Consider the following 18,276-nt stretch of genomic DNA (forward strand, 5'->3'; position numbering starts at 1 on the left):
TCCTGAACTACGACGAGAACGACGGCCTGTTCGACCACGTACCGCCGCCGACGCCTCCGGCGGGTACGCCGGACGAGTTCGTCCAGGGACTGCCCGTCGGAGGCGGCTTCCGAGTCCCCGCGATCATCGTCTCGCCCTGGACGGTCGGCGGCTGGGTGGCCTCGGAGGCCTTCGACCACACCTCGGCCCTGCGGTTCCTGGAACAGTTCACCGGCGTCCAGGAACCGAACATCAGCGCCTGGCGACGCTCGGCCTTCGGCGACTTCACCTCGGCCTTCCGCTTCACGCAGCCACAGCCGCTGCCGCCGCCCCTGCCCGACGACACGGCGCAGCAACTGGAGAAGGCGCAGGCGCAAGTGGCCACACTGCCCGCACCCACCCTTCCGGGCGCCGACCAGTCGTTCCCGCACCAGGAGACGGGCGACCGGCCGCACGTCTGACGGCCGCGCAGTGTGCGGGCTCCGGGCCAGCGCCTTTGGGGCAGCGGCTCCGGGGTCAGCCCTGTCCGGAGGCGGTGGTCGGCCCGGTGACCAGGCGGCCGAGTTCGTCCATGGCGGCTGCGAAGTCCGCGCGGTCGGTGTCCAGGAAGCGGTTGAAGAACCAGTTGGGCACCCGCGCCTGTGTCAGCCGGGTCTGCAGCAGCACGTCCTGCACCTGCCGGGCCAGCGACAGCATTCCGGCGGCCTGCGCTTCGAGAGCTCCGGCCCGCGCGTACTGCTCGGTCCGCGTCAGCAGCGCCTTCCGCGCGTGCTCCCGCGCGGCCACGGTGTCCTGCTGCGCCTGGTAGGTGTCGACGCCCAGCAGCAGGAGCCCCAGGGAGGGGACGTACCAGTGCATGAGAACGTCGGTCAGCGGCATCCGGTTCAGCACGCCGACCAGCACTCCCGCCGCGCACCACAGGACGAGACCCGTCCGTACGAAGCCGGCGTAGCGGCGGCGGATGCGTGAGCCCCAGCCGAGGTTCTGCAACTGGCAGGCGACGACGTCGAAGGGGCGGGGCAGGTCCTGGATCTCGTAGTAGTCGCGCAGCCTCGCGGGCGATCCACGGTAGTGACGCGCCAACCGGCTGATCTCGTCGGCGGACGGCCCACGGCCGACGAGCACGTGGTTCCAGGGAAGCCCGAACAGCCGGGTGTCGAAGGTCTCCTGGAGCAGGGCCGCTCTGCGGAACTCGTTCTTCGTCCAGGCGCTCGCCCCCACGGCGTAGACGACCGCCCACACCAGACCGACGAGGCTGAGCGGAGTCAGTGCCACGGGCACGAAGACGCCGACCACCGCGCCGACCGCCAGCACCGTGGACACCACGACATGGCCGGAGGCGAGTCGTTGGGCGCGTGCGTGCGAGGCGGACGCGGCGCGCAGGAGCCGCAGCATCTCCGGATCGTTCTGGTGTTCGACGATCGGCAGCAGCGTCCGTGGACTCATGCTGTCCCCCCTGACAGTCAGAAGATCCGGAATGTCCGATGCGGCCGGACTCCGGGGACATTCCCAGGAGCCGTCCGGCGTATGCCTTCGGGCGACCGGTGGCGGGGATCGCACCGGCGCCGCGGGAGAGATCCCGACGACCCCGCAGGCGAGCACGGCTTGCAATACAGTCGGCCGGATGGGGGATGAAGCGACGCTCCGCCTCACGGCGGTGCTCGGAACCGAGGCATCCGAGGTGCTGCGCGCCGCGGCGAGCTCCCGGAACCGGGAGGTCGACCTGGCCGAACCCCGCTGGACGGCAGCGGGTTACACCGGCGCGCGGCTCGCCGCGGTGGTGGAGCGTTCGCGGCCGCCGGCACCGCAGCGGCCACGCAAATACGTCGTCAAGGTCTGCCCCGCGGACGGCCGACGCCGCGAAGGCGCGCGCCACCACGCCGCCTTGGAGATGTCTCCGGCCGACTTCGCCGCCCGCCATCTGGTCTCCATGGAAGGCGACCCGATCGGACTGCCGGGCGGGGGCGAGCTGTTGCTGCAGAACATCGCCGGCGCGAGCCTGGCCCGCTGCCGTCCGATGTCGGAGTTCGCCCCGGCCGACCGGGCCTTGACGGCCGCGGCGGTCGCCTGGGCGCTGACGCAGGACTGGACCGAGGAGGCCACCTGGCACCTGGACGAGCTGACGGTGTCCGGCTTCCTGCGGGACGGACTCGACGCGACCTCCGCCGCGGCGGGAACCGACCTGGCGGACGCTCTCGGCGTCGACGCCATGCTGCTCGACCCCGGCGCCTGCTGGATCGAGACGGCCGAGGACGGCCCGCACAGACCCCTGGTCAATCCGCTGGCCCTTCTCGACGGCTCGGTGGTCGGCCGTGACGACCGTGTGCAGTTCATCGCCGGGCTGACCCACCGGGACCTGCACGAGGACAACGTGCTCGTGCCGCGTGTCGACGGGAGAGTGGAGCACGAGTCCTTCCGGCTCGTCGACCTGTCGACGTTCGACGAGGCCGCCCCGCTCAGCGCCGACCTCGCCATGCTGGCGGTCTCCTCCGTCGTCCGCCGGCTGTCCGCCCAGACGCCCGCGCAGAACGAGGCCCTGCTGCACTACCTCGTCGACCGCACCGCGGCGGCGGCCGGCGACTCGCTCTCCGACGCGACCGCACTCGTCGACGCCGTGCGCTACGCGGCCAGGCCCGCCTTCCTCCAGGCCGAGTTCGAGGAGAACTGGTCCGAGCAACTCCTGCTGTCCTTGGTCGCCACCGCGCTCCTTCACCTGTCCTTCGAGAACGTCGACTCCGAGGCCCGCTGGTGGCTGCTGCGCCTCGCCGCCCACGCCGGCACCGCGTTCCTGGAATCCCGGGGTGTACACGCACCCGAGGTCCGGCGGCTGATCGACCGCGTGGCCGTCACGGCGGTGCCTCGCACGAGGACCAGTACGAGCCGCCCACCGCAGGGGGCCGCCGAACCGCTGTGTGTCGAGGACGGGTTCAACCGATCCTTGCTGGTCGTCGTCCCCGGCGACGACCAGGACGAGGAATCCGGAGCGGTGCGGGAAACGGTCGCGACGGCGGTCCGCTCGTTCCGCGGGATCGGATACGAGAGCGCAGGCGACGTCGTCGTGCCCCTCACCGGCCCGCAGGACCCGAGGGACCTGATCGCGCAACGGCTGGCGCGGACCGGACCGCAGGACGCCGTCGCGGTCTACGTCACCGGCGTGGTCGAGCGTCTTGAGGCGACGACGAGCAGGCCGCGCCAGTTGGTCCTGCACACTCCGCGCTCCCGGCCCGGGCACGACCGCGGCACCCTGCCGCTGACCTCGCTGCTGGAAGGCCTGCGGGAACGGCCCCCGGGCGAAGGGGCCGGATCCCTGCTGCTCGTGCTCGACGTGCGCGGCGCCGACCCGGACGACGTGACGCGTGAGGCCGCCGCGATGATGGCGGACCTCGGCACGGGCGAGGGCCGTTCCGGAGGCCTGCACCTGGTGGTCGCGGTCCGCTCGGCGGGCGAGCCCGGCGCGGGATTCGCCACCGCGTGGGCGCACGCCCTGACCGCCGGCGGCGACACGCCCCGCGACCAGCCCTACCTCGCGTTGGACGAGCTCGCCGACCGGCTGTGCACGGCCGCGCCACCCGGGTACGCGATCCGGGTCGCCTCGCCGACCCCGGCCGGTCCCCACCGCTGCCTGCCCAACCCCCGGCACCATCTCGCAGGCGTCGACCCCGGCGAGATGTCGTCCTGGTGGGAGCCGACGGCGCGGGCCTCGACGGGGGGCGGCGAGTCGGCCTGGTTCTTCAGCGGACGCCGCAAGCTGAACAAGCGGGTGACCGAGTGGCTCGCCGACCCGGCCGAACCGGTGCTCGTTCTCACCGGAGCCCCGGGGTCGGGCAAGAGCACCGTCATGGCGCGCACGGTGGTGGCCACCGTACCGGACCTGCGGGAACGGCTGCGTGGGCACTCAGGCGCCTTCCGGCCCGCGGAGACCCCGCCGGAGGACTTCCGTTTCGCCCTCACCATGCGCCTGACGAAACTCACCCTGGAAGAGGTGAAGGCCCGCCTGGAGCAGGTGACGGAGGGCTCCGGTGCGGGCGCGCTGCCGCCCGTCATCGCCCTCGACGGCCTGGACGAGGCGTACGACCCGCACCGCATCGTCGCCGAGGTGCTGCGTCCCCTGGTCCAACAGGCCCGGTCCGGCGGCCCCCGCCTGCTGATCGCCACCAGGAGCCGGCCGGTCGGGCACGACCCCACGGACGTACTGGCACCCCGTGGAGACTTGATCGGGCCCCTCGTCGGGGACGGTGGCACGGTCGTGGACGTGGGCGAAGCACCGTGGTTGGAGACCGGTGACATCGCCGAGTACTGCGAGCGGCTGCTCTCGGTCGAGGTCAACGACCGAGGAAACCCCAACATCTACGCCACAGGCCCGCGGGCACGCCGCGTGCTCGCCCGCTCCATCGAGACCCAGGCCCGCCACTCCTTCCTGCTGGCCGCACATGTCGCCCGCCGGCACACGCTGGACAGCGCACCGGCCGATGCGCAGAGCCCGGCGTGGCGGCGGCAGTTCCCGCGGCGCATCGGGGACGCGATGCGCCAGGAGATCGAGGCCTTTTACGGGGTGGAGGAGGCCGACCGACAACTGGCGCTGCTGCGCCCGCTCGCGTTCGCCGAAGGCATCGGACTCACCCGCGAAACGGCCGGTGCGACAGACCTGTGGGCGCTGCTGGCCACCCGACTGGATCCGGACGGGCGCACGTTCGGCGACGCGGACGTGACCGCGCTGTTGGAACAGCACGTGGCGACCCACCTGGTCATGGAGGTCGACGCGGGCGGCCCCAGCGCCTACCGCTTCCACCACGAGGCGCTCGCCGAGTCGTTCCTGACCGGACGTGGCGACCGCACGTTGGCCCACCGGGCCATCACCGGGGCGCTGCTCGACACACTGGTCGCGGGTGGCACGCGGGAGTGGCAGCGCGCGTCGGCCTATCTGCGGCGTGCGCTGCCCGAACACGCGCGCCAGGGCGGCGAGCTCACGTCCCTGGCCGACGACCCGGGGCTGCTGACGCACTGCGACCCGGACCGGCTGCACGAGGCGCTGGTCTCCTCGGGAACACAACGACTGGTCTCCCTGAGCCGCCTGCTGCGCCCCTACCTGCACCGGCTGCGGACAGCCTCGCCACCGGGACGGGGCTTTCTGCTGTCGGTCGCCGCGACCGTGATGAACCGGCACGGACTCTCCGGCGCGCTCGCCACGGCGGCCGGCATGCCGGTGTCCGTCATCCACGTCCGGGTCCGCCACGAGGCGCTGCGGCAGTCGGTGGCCGAGGGCGCGCCGGTGTCGGCCCTGGCATGTGCGGACAGCCGCGACGGCGACCCGTTGCTCTTCATCGCGGGCGGCCGCTTCCTCGACGTGCGCGACCCGGACTCGGGCGCGCTCGTCGAAACGATCCTGTCGGGGGCGGCCGAGGTGTGGGCCATGGCCGCCTACCTCGACGACGACGGCTTCCCCGTCGTCGCGACGGCCGGCCGGGACGGCGGCGTCCGGGTCTGGGACGCGACGACGCGCGCGCTGCGGGCCGAACACCCGGTGGGCTTCCGGCGCGGCCTCGTCCACGGCGTCGGTGCCGACGGCGAGGCGTTCCTCGCCGGGTGGACGGACGAACACGTCGGCATCTGGCGCCCGGGACGGACCGACGAGGTGCTCGTGCTGCCCCTGGAATGGGAGCCGGGACGTCAACCCATCACCACGGCGACAGTGGTGCGGGACCGCGACGGCACCGACGTGCTGGCGGTGGCCGCCGGTGGCAGGGTCACCGTCTGGGAGCCCGACACCGGTCGCCTGCGCCACACGATCGACCTCGACCCGGCCTTCAACATCCAGCTCGCTGCACTGCAACCGGACCGCCCCGACGGCGTGTTGCTGATCACGACGGGTCTGCACTCGAAGGAGGCCCTGTTGTGGCGGTCCTCGACCGGCACGCGCCCATGGCCCTTCCCCGAGGTCCCGGTCTGCACCGCGAGCTGGGAGGGCGAGGGCGGATCCGGCATCGCGCTCGGATACGTCAGCGGCGCGGTCGACCTGTGGAACGGCGACGAGCACACCCCGCCGCGCCGCTTGCAGGACACGGGCATGTCCGTCCACGCCGTGCACATCGGCCCCGCCGGTGTGCCGCGGCCGGCGATCGTGGCCGTGGACACCGTCGGCCGTATCCGGGTGTGGGAATGGGGCCCGGGCCGGGACTCGACCACACTGGTCGGCTCGACCGCCCACGCCCTCGCCATGGGCGCGCTGCGCCAAGGCGGACGCTATGTGGCGGTCGGGCACAACAACGGTGCGGACCTGTGGCGGCTCGACGAGGTCAGCCAGGACCCGGAGGCGTACGACCTGCACGACGCCGACGCCCATCTGATCGCGGTCGACGGGGTGTCGGCCGACTTCGCCACGCTCGGCGACGACGGCCGTATCCACCTCTGGTCGGCGCGCAGCGGCCGCTCCGTGGGCGCACTGCCCATTCCCACGGGCCACCCCTTCGCGGTCGTCGGGTGGAGCGGGCCCGACGGCGGCCGGATCGCCGTGACCTCCTCCACGCTGCTGCAGATCTTCGCTCTCGAACCCGGCACGGGAGTGCTGCTGGAACGCGAGTTGACGGCACCCGGCCGGCTCGCGGTGCTCGAACGACCCGGGCGGGTACTGCTCGCCGCGGCCGACCGTCGGCAGGTCCGCGTCATGGATCCGGCCACCGGCCACATGCGTGACCTGGACGTGCCCGCGGCGACACCGTCGGGCCGGCCGTTGTCGGAGGCAGCCCGCAACGTGATCAGCCTCGCGTGGGTGTCCACGCCCGGCTCCGATCCGGTCCTGGTCGCGGGCACCCAGGGTGGCCTGCTGGTCCGCTGGTCATGGAGCGAGGACGGGCCCGCCCCGGCACTGCCGCCCCTCGCCGAGGAGTTGGGCATGGTCACGGTCGTCATGCACGTGCCCGGCGGCGACGGCATGCGGGTACTGGCGGGCGACACCCACGGTGGCCTGGCGGTGTACGACGCCGTCGACGGCTCGCTCGTGCACGACCTGTCGAGGGACGACGCACGCGTCGTCGGAGCCACCGTCGTGGCGGCGTCGCCTCCGGTCGTGGTCACCGGTCACAGCGCCGACGACGCCTGCGGGCTGAAGGTCTGGAACCCGGAGACCGGCGGTCAGTCGGGCACCGTGGTCCACCGGTCGCGTGCACACGGCGCCTTTGTCGGTCCGCCCAGGGCCGGCCGGACGGCCGACGGCCGGCCGTTCGTCGTCTACGCCGTCGAGGACGGCGTGGAGCTGCTCCTGCTGGACCGACCGAGCCACGACACCGCACCGGTACGGCTGCTGCTGCCCTTCACCGTCAACGACGTCACCGTCCAGGGCGACATGGTGTACCTCGCGGGAGGGGGAGGCTATTTGATGCTCACCGTGTCCTGTCCGGCGGCCGAGGCGGACCTGCCGGTGTCTTCGCGGGGTGACGATGAGTCCTGAACAGGCCCCGGGGCGGGCACGCACCTCGGCGCAGGACGCGCCGAGCGGTGTGGAGGAGCTCAGCGAGTGCCTGGGCGACGAGCGCTCGGCGCGGGCACTGGTCGAATGGGCCGAGACCATGGCGGTGACCGTGCGGCCCACGCACCCCAAGTGGGCCCCGTCCGGCAAGGGGTACACCGGAGCGGTACTGGCAGCCGTGACGATCACACCGGGTCCGGGAATCGTCGTGGTCAAGCTGTGTCCCGCCGATCAGCGCGCGGAACACGCCGCCCACACGCGGGCGCGACGTGCCTCCGAACTCCGGGGCGACTTCGCCCGGCAGCACCTCACCCAACAGCTCTACCCGCCGCACCCGGTGGGCGACGGACGGCTGCTGACGTTCCAGAGCCCCGCCGGTGACGACCTGCGCAACGTCGTCACGATGGCACAGCTGAACGACGAGGACCTGCGGTCGACCTTTCGCACCGTCGCCACCGGCCTCGTCGCCGACTGGAACCAGGGGCTCGAGTCCAAGGACACCGAACTCGTGAGCGTCTCCGAGTTCCTGCGGCGCGAACTCGACGCGTCGGTCGCCGAGGGCGGTTCGACACGGGCTTACGGCGCCGGGATCGAGAACCTGCGCCCCGACACGGCATGGATCGAGGTCGGCGACATCGTCCTGCCGAATCCGCTGACCATGACCGTCGGCGACGCCGAGCTGCCCGACCCGCGGATCCCGGTCGTGCACGGGCTGGCCCACGGTGACCTGCATCTGCACAACGCCCTGGTGCCCCTGCGCAGGGGCACGTTGCGTCCTGACGCCTTTCGGCTCATCGATCTGTCCACCTTCGCCGAAGACGCTCCGCTCACCCGGGACGTGGCGACACTGATGCTGTCGGTCCTGGCCGAGAGAGCGCCGACCGGCCTGATCGACGAGCACGAGCTCGCCTTGCTGCGCCACGTGGTCGATCCGAGGGACGCGTATGCGGCGCGCATCGTGCCCGAACTGGCGCTTCTCGTCGATGACTTGCACTCCGCCTGTGCCGACGTGGCATCGGGCGGCTGGCAGGCTCTATGGTCGGACCAGCTGCTGCTGTCCGTCCTGGCGACGGCGTTGCGCTTCACGACCTACGAGGACCTGGGCGAGGCCCGCAGGTGGAGGTTCTTCCGTCTGGCGGCCCACGCGGGCGGCGAGTTGCTGTCGCGGCACGGGGTGCTGCCTCCCTCGTCCGCGCCCGCGGTCTCGCCCCCGTCGCAGGCAGGTACGGCAGGGCGCGCGTCCACGACCACCCGTGCCACGACCGTCGCCGTACGAGAGCCCGACGTCCACGCCGCCACACCGTCGGCGAACGCCGCCGTACCACCGGTGAACCGGCCCCCCGTCCCACCGGTGAACCGGCCCCCCGTCCCACCGGTGAACCGGCCCCCCGTCCCGCACATGGCCCCCGCCGTGCCCACCGACTTCGTCGACCGGCCCGCGGAAGGCACCGACCTGCTGCGCTCCCTCCTGGCGGCCGCCGCGGCGGGTGAGCGGGTACCGACGGAAGGACACAGCGCCGTAGGCCTGACCTCCTCCGTCACCGGTGTCCACGGCACCGGAGGCTTCGGCAAGACCACGCTCGCCGCCTGGGTCTGTCACCACCCGGAGGTGCGAGCCGCCTTCCCGGACGGTGTGCTGTGGGCGCAGCTCGGCCAGGACCCGCCGCACCAGCGGATCATCGCCTGGGCGCGCGACCTCGTCACGCTCCTCACGGGCACCGAACCCCCGGTCTACGCCACGGTGGAGGCGGCCGGCGAACATCTGGGTGCGGCGCTGGAGGGCCGCCGCGTACTGCTCGTGGTCGATGACGTGTGGCGTCGGGAGGACGTGGAACCCTTCCTCCGGGGCGGCAGCGGCTGCGTCCGGCTGGTGACCACCCGCAGACCCGGGGTGCTGGACGCGTCGGCGCCGCTGATCCGCATCGACCGCATGTCCTCCGCGCAGTCCCTGAACCTGCTGGCAGCGGGAGTCGAGGGAGCGGACAACACCACGCTGCTCCCGCTGTTCGAGCGCTCCGGCAACTGGCCGCTGGCGTTGAGACTGCTGAACGGCGTACTGCGCAGCATGGTTCACCGCAGCGGGATGGCCCTGCCGGACGTCGTGTCCGAGATGGCCGAGGAGCTGGACCGGTACGGTCTGGCGGGCCCCCTCGACGCCTATCCGGTCCCCGGCACCCGCACGGTGGAAGCCACGGTCGACCTCAGCCTCCACGAACTGGCCCGGATCCCGCGCACCGGCCGCGGTTCACTGGGTCGGCTGGCGGCCATGGCCTGCTTCCCGGAGGACCAGCACATTCCCTACCGCTGGCTCGCGAGGCTCTGGGGTGTGACCGAACTGACGGCGCGCCGTGAGTGCGTGCGGCTGGATGAGCACTCCCTGCTGGCCCAGCACGACGGAGGGGGCGTACGGCTGCACGACGTCATCCGTGACGTCCTGCGCCGTCGCGACCCGGAAGCGGTCCGGCAGGCACATCAGACCTTGCTGGAGGGGCATGCCGCGCTGTGCGGCGGGGCGGGCTGGCACGCCCTGGCCGCACCCGGCGCCGATCCCGCGTTCCTGGACAACGTCACCTACCACCTCGCGGGAGCCCTCGCCTCCACCGACCTCCACCACACCACCACCGACTTCCGGTTTCTCGTCGAACGGGTCTGGCGCAGCGGTCCGGCCGCCCTGGAGGCGGAAGCGGCGCGCTACTACTCGATGTTCCCGGTCCTGGGAATGGACCGCTTCGCCATGGAACTCGGCGCGCTGGTCCACGGGGAGGCTCATCTCCTGGCCGGTCATGTGCGGCGCCTCGATCTCGCCGTCACCCTGCACAGCCGTTGTCTGGCATGGAAGGAGGTCCGGCGACGACTGCACCACACGCGCGAGGTCCTGCACGGCGGGCTCGTCGCGACGGAGCCCTTCCCCGACGATCCGGACGGGCGGCTGTGGCGGGTACTGACCGGTCACACGGGGCCCGTGCACGCCCTGTGCTGGCGGGCGGACGGCCGGGTGCTGGTCAGCGGCAGCGGGGACGGCACGCTGAGGATCCGCCGTGTCGACGACGAACGACCGGACGCGGTGGTGGACGTGGCCGGCGAAGGCGACGGCTCAGTGGTCAGCCTGTCCTGGAGCCCCGACGTCTCGACCCTGGCCGTGGGCACGGACCGCGGCGAGGTGGTCCTGGTGGATCCCTCCGAGCACCGGATCACACGACGGCTCGTCCTCTCCGACGAGGACCAGCAGCGCGTGATGGTCGCCTTCACTCCCGACTCCCGGGCCGTCACCGTCGCCCTCGGCGAAGAGGTACGGCTGTGGCACGAGCCCTACGACAAGGACGGCCTGGGACCGCCGCTCCCCGGCCCGCGCGACACCTCTTGTACGGCTGTGCGGTGGCACGAGCGCGGAGGGCTCGCGGTCGGTCTCGCCGACGGCCGGGTTCAGCTTTGGGAGCGGGCGGCGGCAGAGGCCGCGCCCACCGTGGTCGACACGGGCGGACCGTCGGTCCAGGCGCTGGACTGGCATCCCGACGGCGACCTGTTGGCCGTGATCGGCCATTCGGCGACCGTGACCGTCATCGACCGCCGCAGCGCCACGGTCGTGGCCCGGATCTCCGGACAGGCGCGTCCCGGGGCGGCGTGGTTCCAGTCGCTGTGCTGGACGTCGTCGGGGGACGCGCTGCTCGCGGGGGACAACGACGGGACTGTCTTCGTCTGGAAGTTCACCCGGCAGCCGGACGGACCGTGCCTGGAACTCGAGGACACCTTCTCCGCCCGAGGCGTCCAGGTACGGGCGATCGCTCCTCAACCGAACGAAGACCGGATCGCCGTGGGCAGCCGTCAACCGGCGGTACGGCTCTGGATCCTCGACCGGCACTCCGCCCCGGACGCAGGACTGGCCGAGCGGGTGAACACCGTGCTCTGGTCACCCACCGGCGCGCTGGCCGCGGGGAACGCCGGAGGCCAACTGATGGTGACCGACGGGGGGATCGAGGAACTTCCCGCCTGGCCGCGGTACGCCGTGCGGGCCCATGACGGCGACCTCAGGGCCATGGCCTGGGCGCCGGACGGGGGTCGGCTGCTCAGCGTCGGTGACGACGGCAGGGTCCTGCTGTGGGACGCCGGCCGGCGCGAGGTGATCCGTACCCTCGCGAGAAAGCTGACCTACGCGGCGGCGGTCGCCTGGAGCCCTGACGGACGAGGGGCCGCGGCCGCCGACACCGACGTGGTGCTGTGGGAGACCGAGACCTGGGAACGAGTCCACACCACCCCGCTGGGGGCCAGTGTCAACGCGCTGTCGTTCGCCCCCGACGGCTCTCGACTGATCGCGGCCACCTCGTCGATGGAGGTGCGTGTCATCCACCTGGACCCCGCAGGACGTCCCACGGGGAGGATCGACCTCTGGCCGGGGCACAGGAGTTCGGTCAGCGCCGTGTGCTGGTCGCACGACGGACGGCACCTGGCCACCGCCGGTTACGACGGCCATGTGCTCCTGTGGGATCCCGCCACGGGACGGCCACGCCATGTCCTGGAGGGCGACGGATCCGCGATGTGGTCCGTGGCCATGTCACGAGACGGAACGAGTCTCGTGGCCGTCACCATGGACGGAACGGCGCATCTGTGGGACACCGGGACGGCGGTCGAGGTGTGCCGACTGAGGGTGGACGGCCATCTGTCCTCCTGTTCCTTCCACCCGTACGAGCATCGCCTCGTCCTCGGAGGCTCCGCGGGCCTGTACGCGTGCGAGGTCTCCTCCGATGCGGCGGACGACCGGTGAGCACAGGCCATCCTTCCTGACGTTGTGTCAGGACCAACTCCACACCTGGTTGGTGCTGCCCGCGCATCCGAAGCCCTGGACCGTCTGACCGTCCCTCCCGGAAGAGGAGGCCTCCGCGTCCAGGCAGAAGCCGTCCGGGACGCTGACCAGTGTCCGGCCGCCGGACGGACCGGAGGCGCCGAGGCGCCACCGCTGGGTGCTCAGCCCGTTGCAGTTCCGGGCGCGGATCTTCTGGCCGTTCCGGCCGACGGTGCCGAGGTCGGCGTCCAGACAGCGGTGGTTGCCCTGATTGACGACGAGGTACTGGGAGCCCTGACCGGGCACGCGATGCAGGGCCCACTTCTGGACAGCCGTGCCGTCGCACGTCCACACCTGGACGTTCAGGCCGTCCCCGCCCGTGGCCCCGGTGTGGGCGTCGAGACACCTGGCGACCGAGGCGCCGTCGACGCTCTCGGTCACGGTCAGCGAACCGACCTGCACCGGCCCGCGCGCCATGCCGTACAGCAGCTGCTTGGTCTCCGCGTCGGCCTTTCCGTTCACGGCGATCCCGGCCTCGGCCTGGAAGGCCTTGAGCGCGGTGACCGTCGCCTCCCCGAACTGCCCGTCGACCGTGACGTGCAGTCCGTAGCCTGCGAGCAGCAGTTGCAGGGCCTTGACGCAGTCGCCGTGGGCTCCCGAGACGATCTTGGCGGCGCATGCGGCGGACCTGAGGTCCAGGGTCGTGGGATTCCGCGTCTCGGCCGGACTCGACGGCTTGCCCGCCGCCCGGTCCGTCGTCGGCGGTGTGGAGGTGGGCGCGCTCTTGGAGATGCCGGGCGTCGGGGTCGGGTCTCCGGACACGGCCGTGGATGTCTCCGGCCGGGGGGCCGCCGGTGTCCGGCTGTCGCCTTGTTGCAGCAGCGTCACGGTGACGCCCGTGGCGACCAGGGCGGCGGCCGTTGCGGCCCCCACTATCAACCGTCCGCGCTTCCGGGACGCGGCAGGGGCGGCTGTCGCGCTGGGTGCGGGCGATACGGCGGGCGGGGCGGAGGGCGCGGCGGCGGGAAGTGCCTCGGACCGCTCGGCGTGGATGGGCGCACGCTTGGAGGGATGTTTGCGTGCGGCTTGTGAGGGGCCGCCGGTCGGCGCCGACAGCTGGTGCCCGATGGCGGTCCTGAACACGGTCTCCGGTAACGGCCGTTGCTCGGGATCCTTGTCCAGGCAGGTGCGGATGAACGCGGCCAGTTCCGCATCGACGTCCGCCACCTTGTCGAGGACTTCTTCCCGCGGCGATTCGAAGGCCACCCGGTGCAGGACGTCGACACCCGTGCCCTCGCCGAACGGTGCCTGCCCCGCGACGGCGTAGGTGAGGGTGGAGGCGAGGGAGAAGACGTCGGAGGCTGCGGTCACCTCCAGGCCTCTGGTCTGTTCCGGGGACATGTAGGCGGGGGTTCCCACGTTCTGGCCCGTGGCGGTGAGGGAGGTGCCGTCGCCGGCCTGGACGACACCGAAGTCGATGACGCGGGCACCGTCGGCTCCGAGGATCACATTGGACGGTTTGAGGTCGCGGTGGACGAGCCCCGCACGCCATATGGCCTCGATCGCACGCCCCACGTCCGCCAGCAGACGCCAGGCCGCCGCCGCGTCGATCGGGCCGCGCTCGGTGACGACGTCCGAGAGAGTGGGCCCCGGTATGTACTCGGTGGCGACCCAGACCAGGTCCTCGTCGCAGCCGCTGCCCATGAGCCGCACGATGTGCGCCCCCTTGACGCGGTCCAGCGCGCCGACCTCCCGCTCGAAACGCTTCCGGAACAGCGGGTCTTCCGCGTATTCGGGCCGGATCACCTTGACCGCGGCCATACCTGCCCCGCCGGTGGTGTCCCGGCCGAGATAGACCCGGCCCATGCCACCGCTGCCGAGCACCGTCTCCAACCGGTACGGGCCCGCCTGCCTCGGGTCGCTCTTCCGCAGCGGGGTCACGGGCGGCGGTTCCATGCCGACCGCCGCGTAGGCCAATATTTCGGACCGGCTGCGGTGCTGCACTGGCATGGGGATCCTGGTCTCTCGCGTGACGCGTGTGAGCGCGAGATTAGCGCAGCACACTTGTACGGCAGGCGAGTTGGCCGGATTCCGCCCGGAGTCTGTGGCTGTCCACTGGACGTCCTGGTTCCAGGCGACGGTTCGGCGCCGAGGTCATGTGTAGATGGGCCGATGGCGACCGCCCAGCGTTGGTCGATTCCACCCGACGCAAGGCGGGCCGGCCGCTTCGAACCGCACGCGTCGTTGCGGGCGGCAAGTGAGACGCACTTCGGTCAGATGGTGTCGGCCGGGAGTTCGCCCGTGAAGGCGGCGGCCATGCGGAGCCAGGGGGCGGCCTCGTCGTGGCGTGCCTGGCGTTCCAGCGTGCGTCCGAGCATCAGGTGGGCGTAGTGCTCGACCGGGTCGCGGTCGATGACCTCGCGCAACTGCTCCTCGGCCCGCCGCAGTTGCGCGGAGTGGTAGTACGCGCGGGCCAGCAGCAGTCGGGGGCCGGTCTGCTCGGGGACTTCCTCGACGACGGCGGCGAGCAGTTTGGCGGCCCCGGCGTAGTCCTTGGCCTCGAAGCGCGCCTGGGCCCGCTCCCAACGCTCGACGGTGGTCTCCTCGTGGGGGACACCGACACCATGGTCGAAGAGGTGCCGGGCGGTTGCCCAGCGGTCGGCCGCGACGTCGCCGTTCGGCTGGTAGTCGTTGAGGTTGTCGATCACGACGTTTCCCTTCCTGGAGTCGTGTGCGGCGGCCGTCCGGAGTTCTCGCAGCCGGACGGCCGCTGTTGAAGTCCTCGACGGGCCGCAGGACTTCGGCCTGGTGTTCATCACGAGCGGGCTCTCGCCCGGTCCGAGGACTCAGCCGGTCGACGCCGCGGACATGCGCTCGGCGTCGCGAGCGGCGACCAGTGAGGCGTGTGTCGGAGCGTCGGGCACGGTGACCGGTCGGTTCTTGGCGAATTCCTTGCGGAGGACGGGTACGACTTCTTCGCCGAGGAGGTCGAGCTGCTCCAGCACGGTCTTGAGGGGTATGCCGATGCCATCCACGTTGAACAGCTGGCGTTGGTAGTGGCCGAAGTGCTCGCGGAAAGTGAGTGTCTTCTCGATGACCTGCTGCGGCGAGCCGACGGTCAGTGGCGTCTGGTCCATGTACTGCTCCAGCGAGGGGCCACCACCCATCTGGGGGGAGTGGTCGAAGTAGGGGCGGAACTCGCGTATGGCGTCCTGGGAGTTGTGGCGCATGTAGATGTGGCCGCCGACGCCGACGATGGCCTGTTCGGGGGTGCCGTGGCCGTAGTGGGCGTAGCGCTCGCGGTAGAGGTTGATGAGTTTCTGGAAGTGTTCCTTGGGCCAGAAGATGTTGTTGGCGAAGAAGCCGTCGCCGTAGTAGGCGGCTTGTTCGGCGATTTCGGGGGAGCGGATGGAGCCGTGCCAGACGAAGGGGGGTATGTCGTCCAGTGGGCGGGGGGTGGAGGTGAAGGACTGCAGGGGTGTGCGGAACCTGCCTTCCCAGTCGACGGTCTCCTGGCGCCAGAGCTGGTGGAGGAGCGCGTAGTTCTCGATGGCGAGCGGGATGCCCTGGCGGATGTCCTTGCCGAACCAGGGGTAGACGGGGCCGGTGTTTCCGCGCCCCATCATGAGGTCGACGCGTCCGTCGGCGAGGTGCTGGAGCATCGCGTAGTCCTCGGCGATCTTCACCGGGTCGTTGGTGGTGATCAGCGTGGTCGACGTGGAGAGGATGAGCTTCTCCGTCCGCGCCGCGATGTGGCCGAGCATGGTGGTGGGGGAGGACGGCACGAACGGCCGGTTGTGGTGCTCGCCGGTCGCGAAGACGTCGAGGCCCACCTCCTCCGCCTTCTGCGCGATGGTCACCATCGCCTTGATCCGCTCGTGCTCGGTCGGTGTCCGGCCGGTGGTCGGATCGGTGGTCACGTCACCGACGGTGAAGATCCCGAACTGCATTGCACCCATCTCCATGCGGTTGATGTATCAACTGCAGCGGAGAACGTGGCGCCGAGCCGCGATATTCCGTCTCAGTCTCTCCATCGACGCCTTGACCCCGGAAGGGCTCGGCACGCTCACCCGGGCATCTGGTTGACACATCAAGAGTCGAGGTTAATGTAGGTGATGCATCACCTAGCGGGCCTCGATGGACCGTAGCCGGGCGTGGCCGGCCGAACACCACGCGCATGCCGGACAGGCCACCGCTGACCGCATTCCCGGCATCGAGATCGAAGGCGTTCTGCCTATGTCCGCGGGCGCGGACACTCGGAGAGGTTCCCATGAGCGCGGTAGCCAGGACCGGACTTCAGGCTTTGCCGACCCTTGAGGAGAGCGTTCTCGTACTGATCGACCATCAGCCGTTCCATGTCGCCAACGTGAACAGTCATGAGCCGACGCTGATCGTCAACAATGTCATCGGTCTTGCCGAGACCGCCAAGGCATTCGGTGTCCCGACCATTCTGACGACCGTGGCGGAGGGGCGCGGCGGCTGTCTCGTGCAAGAGCTGCAGGACGTGTTCCCGGAGCAGAAGCCGATCGACAGGGCGTTCATCAACGCCTGGCAGGATGATCGTGTTGTGGAGGCCGTCAAGGCGACCGGGCGCAGGAAGCTGATCATCGCCGGCCTCTGGACCGAGATCTGTGTGGCGATGTCGGCGATACAGGCCACAGGTGAGGGTTTCGAGGTGTACGTCGTCACAGACGCTTCGGGCGGTGTGTCGAAGGAGGCCCACGACATGGCCGTCCGGCGCATGGCTCGGGCGGGCGTTGTTCCGATCACCTGGTCGGCCCTGACGGGTGAGCCCCAGTGCGACGGGATCCGGGAGGAGACCGTGCCGGCGGTGGCTCAGGCCCGGACGGAGTACGACGGTGTCGCCTTCGGCTGGGAGACGCAGCTTCTCGCCTGCCACGCGGGAACCGGCGGCTGACGCCATGGATACCGCAGAAGGCCCGCGCGCCGAGACCAGGGCGATCCTGTGCGCCTGCGGGCGAAGCGGCCGCCGGCCGTACTGCGCTCACTCGGGGCCGTACGGTGAGTGATGCCGTCGTGCCCGCCCCGCACAAGTAGTCGCCCCTGACAGCTTGGAGCCGAAGCAGATGTCTCTCACCGTGCAGTTCTCCGAATACGGCAGCACCGACGTGCTGAGTGTGGTGGATGTGCCGCCGCCCACTCCGGGCCCCGGCCAGGTACGGCTCGCGGTGCGGGCCGCGGGTGTCAATCCGATCGACTGGAAGATCCTGCGTGGCTATATGAGCCAGGTGATGCCCCTCGATCTTCCGGCGGGCCTCGGGTCCGACGTGGCCGGCGTGGTCGACCAGGTCGGAGCAGGGGTGACCGCTTTCGAGGTGGGTGAGCAGGTGCTGGGGGCGTCCATCACCCCTTCCTACGCCCAGTCCGCGCTCGCCGACCCTGCCGTGCTGGTCGCCAAGCCGGCCTCCGTCTCCTGGGAGGTGGCGGGGAGCCTGGCAGGCCCGGGCATCACCGCCTGGGAGGTGCTCGACAAGCTCAAGATCGCCAAGGGGGAGACACTGCTGGTGCACGCCGCCGCCGGCGGGGTGGGCACGTTCGCCGTGCAGCTGGCAGTGGCCCGTGGCGCGCGGGTGATCGGCACCGCGAGCGAGTCCAACCACGAACAGTTGCGCTCGCTCGGCGCGGAACCTGTCACGTATGGCGAGGGGCTGGTCGACCGCGTACGGGCCATCGCTCCCCAGGGCGTCGACGCGGTCCTCGACGCCTCCGGCCGCGGTGAGATCCCGGACTCGATCGCACTCGCGGGCGGCCCGGCACGCGTCCTCACCCTTGTGGCGTTCGACGCCGCGGACACCGGCATCCAGGTCCACATGAGCGCGCCGGGAGAGAACGGTGCCCAAGCCCTTCGGGACATTCTGAACCTCATGGAGCAGGGACGGCTGCGGGTTCCGATCTGGCGTACCTTCCCCTTGGCGGAGGCGGCGGACGCGCTGCAGGTCAGCCAGGCGGGACATCTGGGCGGCAAGATCGTGCTGCTTCCCGCATAGGGGAACGCACCCGGCGCCGACACCCAGATCCCAACGGTCACCCCGCCCAC

9 protein-coding genes are annotated in these 18,276 nt (G+C 71.2%); 5 read left to right on the forward strand and 4 right to left on the reverse strand.

Annotation, left to right across the window (positions count from 1 at the left end; translation table 11 throughout):
* Positions 1 to 440 (forward strand): alkaline phosphatase family protein (locus tag ACZ7M3_RS41075; RefSeq protein ID WP_472070530.1); only part of this gene is annotated, 440 nt, incomplete at its 5' end.
* Between the two features lie 55 nt (positions 441 to 495).
* On the opposite strand, the gene ACZ7M3_RS41080 is transcribed toward ACZ7M3_RS41075, so the two are convergent.
* A complete protein-coding gene (locus ACZ7M3_RS41080; RefSeq protein WP_095850388.1) occupies positions 496 to 1,425 on the reverse strand; it encodes an S-4TM family putative pore-forming effector in 930 nt (309 codons plus the stop codon).
* A 178-nt stretch (positions 1,426 to 1,603) separates the two neighbouring features.
* Between ACZ7M3_RS41080 and ACZ7M3_RS41085 the strand changes: the two genes are divergently transcribed.
* Positions 1,604 to 7,423, forward strand: a complete 5,820-nt coding sequence (locus tag ACZ7M3_RS41085) for a hypothetical protein (RefSeq protein ID WP_472070532.1) — start codon at positions 1,604 to 1,606, stop codon at positions 7,421 to 7,423.
* Entirely contained in the window at positions 7,413 to 12,200 is a 4,788-nt protein-coding gene (locus tag ACZ7M3_RS41090; RefSeq protein ID WP_472070534.1) for an NB-ARC domain-containing protein, read from the forward strand. Before ACZ7M3_RS41085 ends, ACZ7M3_RS41090 begins: the two co-directional genes overlap by 11 nt.
* Before the next feature lie 27 nt (positions 12,201 to 12,227).
* Here the strand turns inward: ACZ7M3_RS41090 and ACZ7M3_RS41095 are convergent, their stop codons facing one another.
* The 3 genes from ACZ7M3_RS41095 to ACZ7M3_RS41105 all read right to left on the reverse strand — a co-directional run bounded on the left by ACZ7M3_RS41095 (position 12,228) and on the right by ACZ7M3_RS41105 (position 16,168).
* Positions 12,228 to 14,228 carry a protein kinase domain-containing protein gene (locus tag ACZ7M3_RS41095; protein WP_472070536.1) on the reverse strand — a complete coding sequence of 667 codons (2,001 nt, stop codon included), beginning with the start codon at positions 14,226 to 14,228 and terminating at the stop codon, positions 12,228 to 12,230.
* Between the two features lie 263 nt (positions 14,229 to 14,491).
* Positions 14,492 to 14,926: a tetratricopeptide repeat protein gene (locus ACZ7M3_RS41100; RefSeq protein WP_472070538.1), complete on the reverse strand. Its 435-nt coding sequence runs from the start codon at positions 14,924 to 14,926 to the stop codon at positions 14,492 to 14,494.
* 138 nt (positions 14,927 to 15,064) lie between these two features.
* Complete coding sequence (locus ACZ7M3_RS41105; RefSeq protein WP_472070740.1) at positions 15,065 to 16,168, reverse strand: LLM class flavin-dependent oxidoreductase; 1,104 nt, start codon at positions 16,166 to 16,168, stop codon at positions 15,065 to 15,067.
* A 320-nt stretch (positions 16,169 to 16,488) separates the two neighbouring features.
* On the opposite strand from ACZ7M3_RS41105, the gene ACZ7M3_RS41110 reads away from it, so the two are divergent.
* A complete protein-coding gene (locus ACZ7M3_RS41110; RefSeq protein WP_472070540.1) occupies positions 16,489 to 17,136 on the forward strand; it encodes a hydrolase in 648 nt (215 codons plus the stop codon).
* Positions 17,137 to 17,305: 169 nt separating this feature from the next.
* Positions 17,306 to 18,226 (forward strand): NADP-dependent oxidoreductase, encoded by a 921-nt coding sequence (locus ACZ7M3_RS41115; RefSeq protein ID WP_472070542.1) that lies wholly within the window; start codon positions 17,306 to 17,308, stop codon positions 18,224 to 18,226.
* Positions 18,227 to 18,276 lie beyond the last annotated feature (50 nt).

The organism is Streptomyces sp. NPDC111656 (assembly GCF_055656965.1).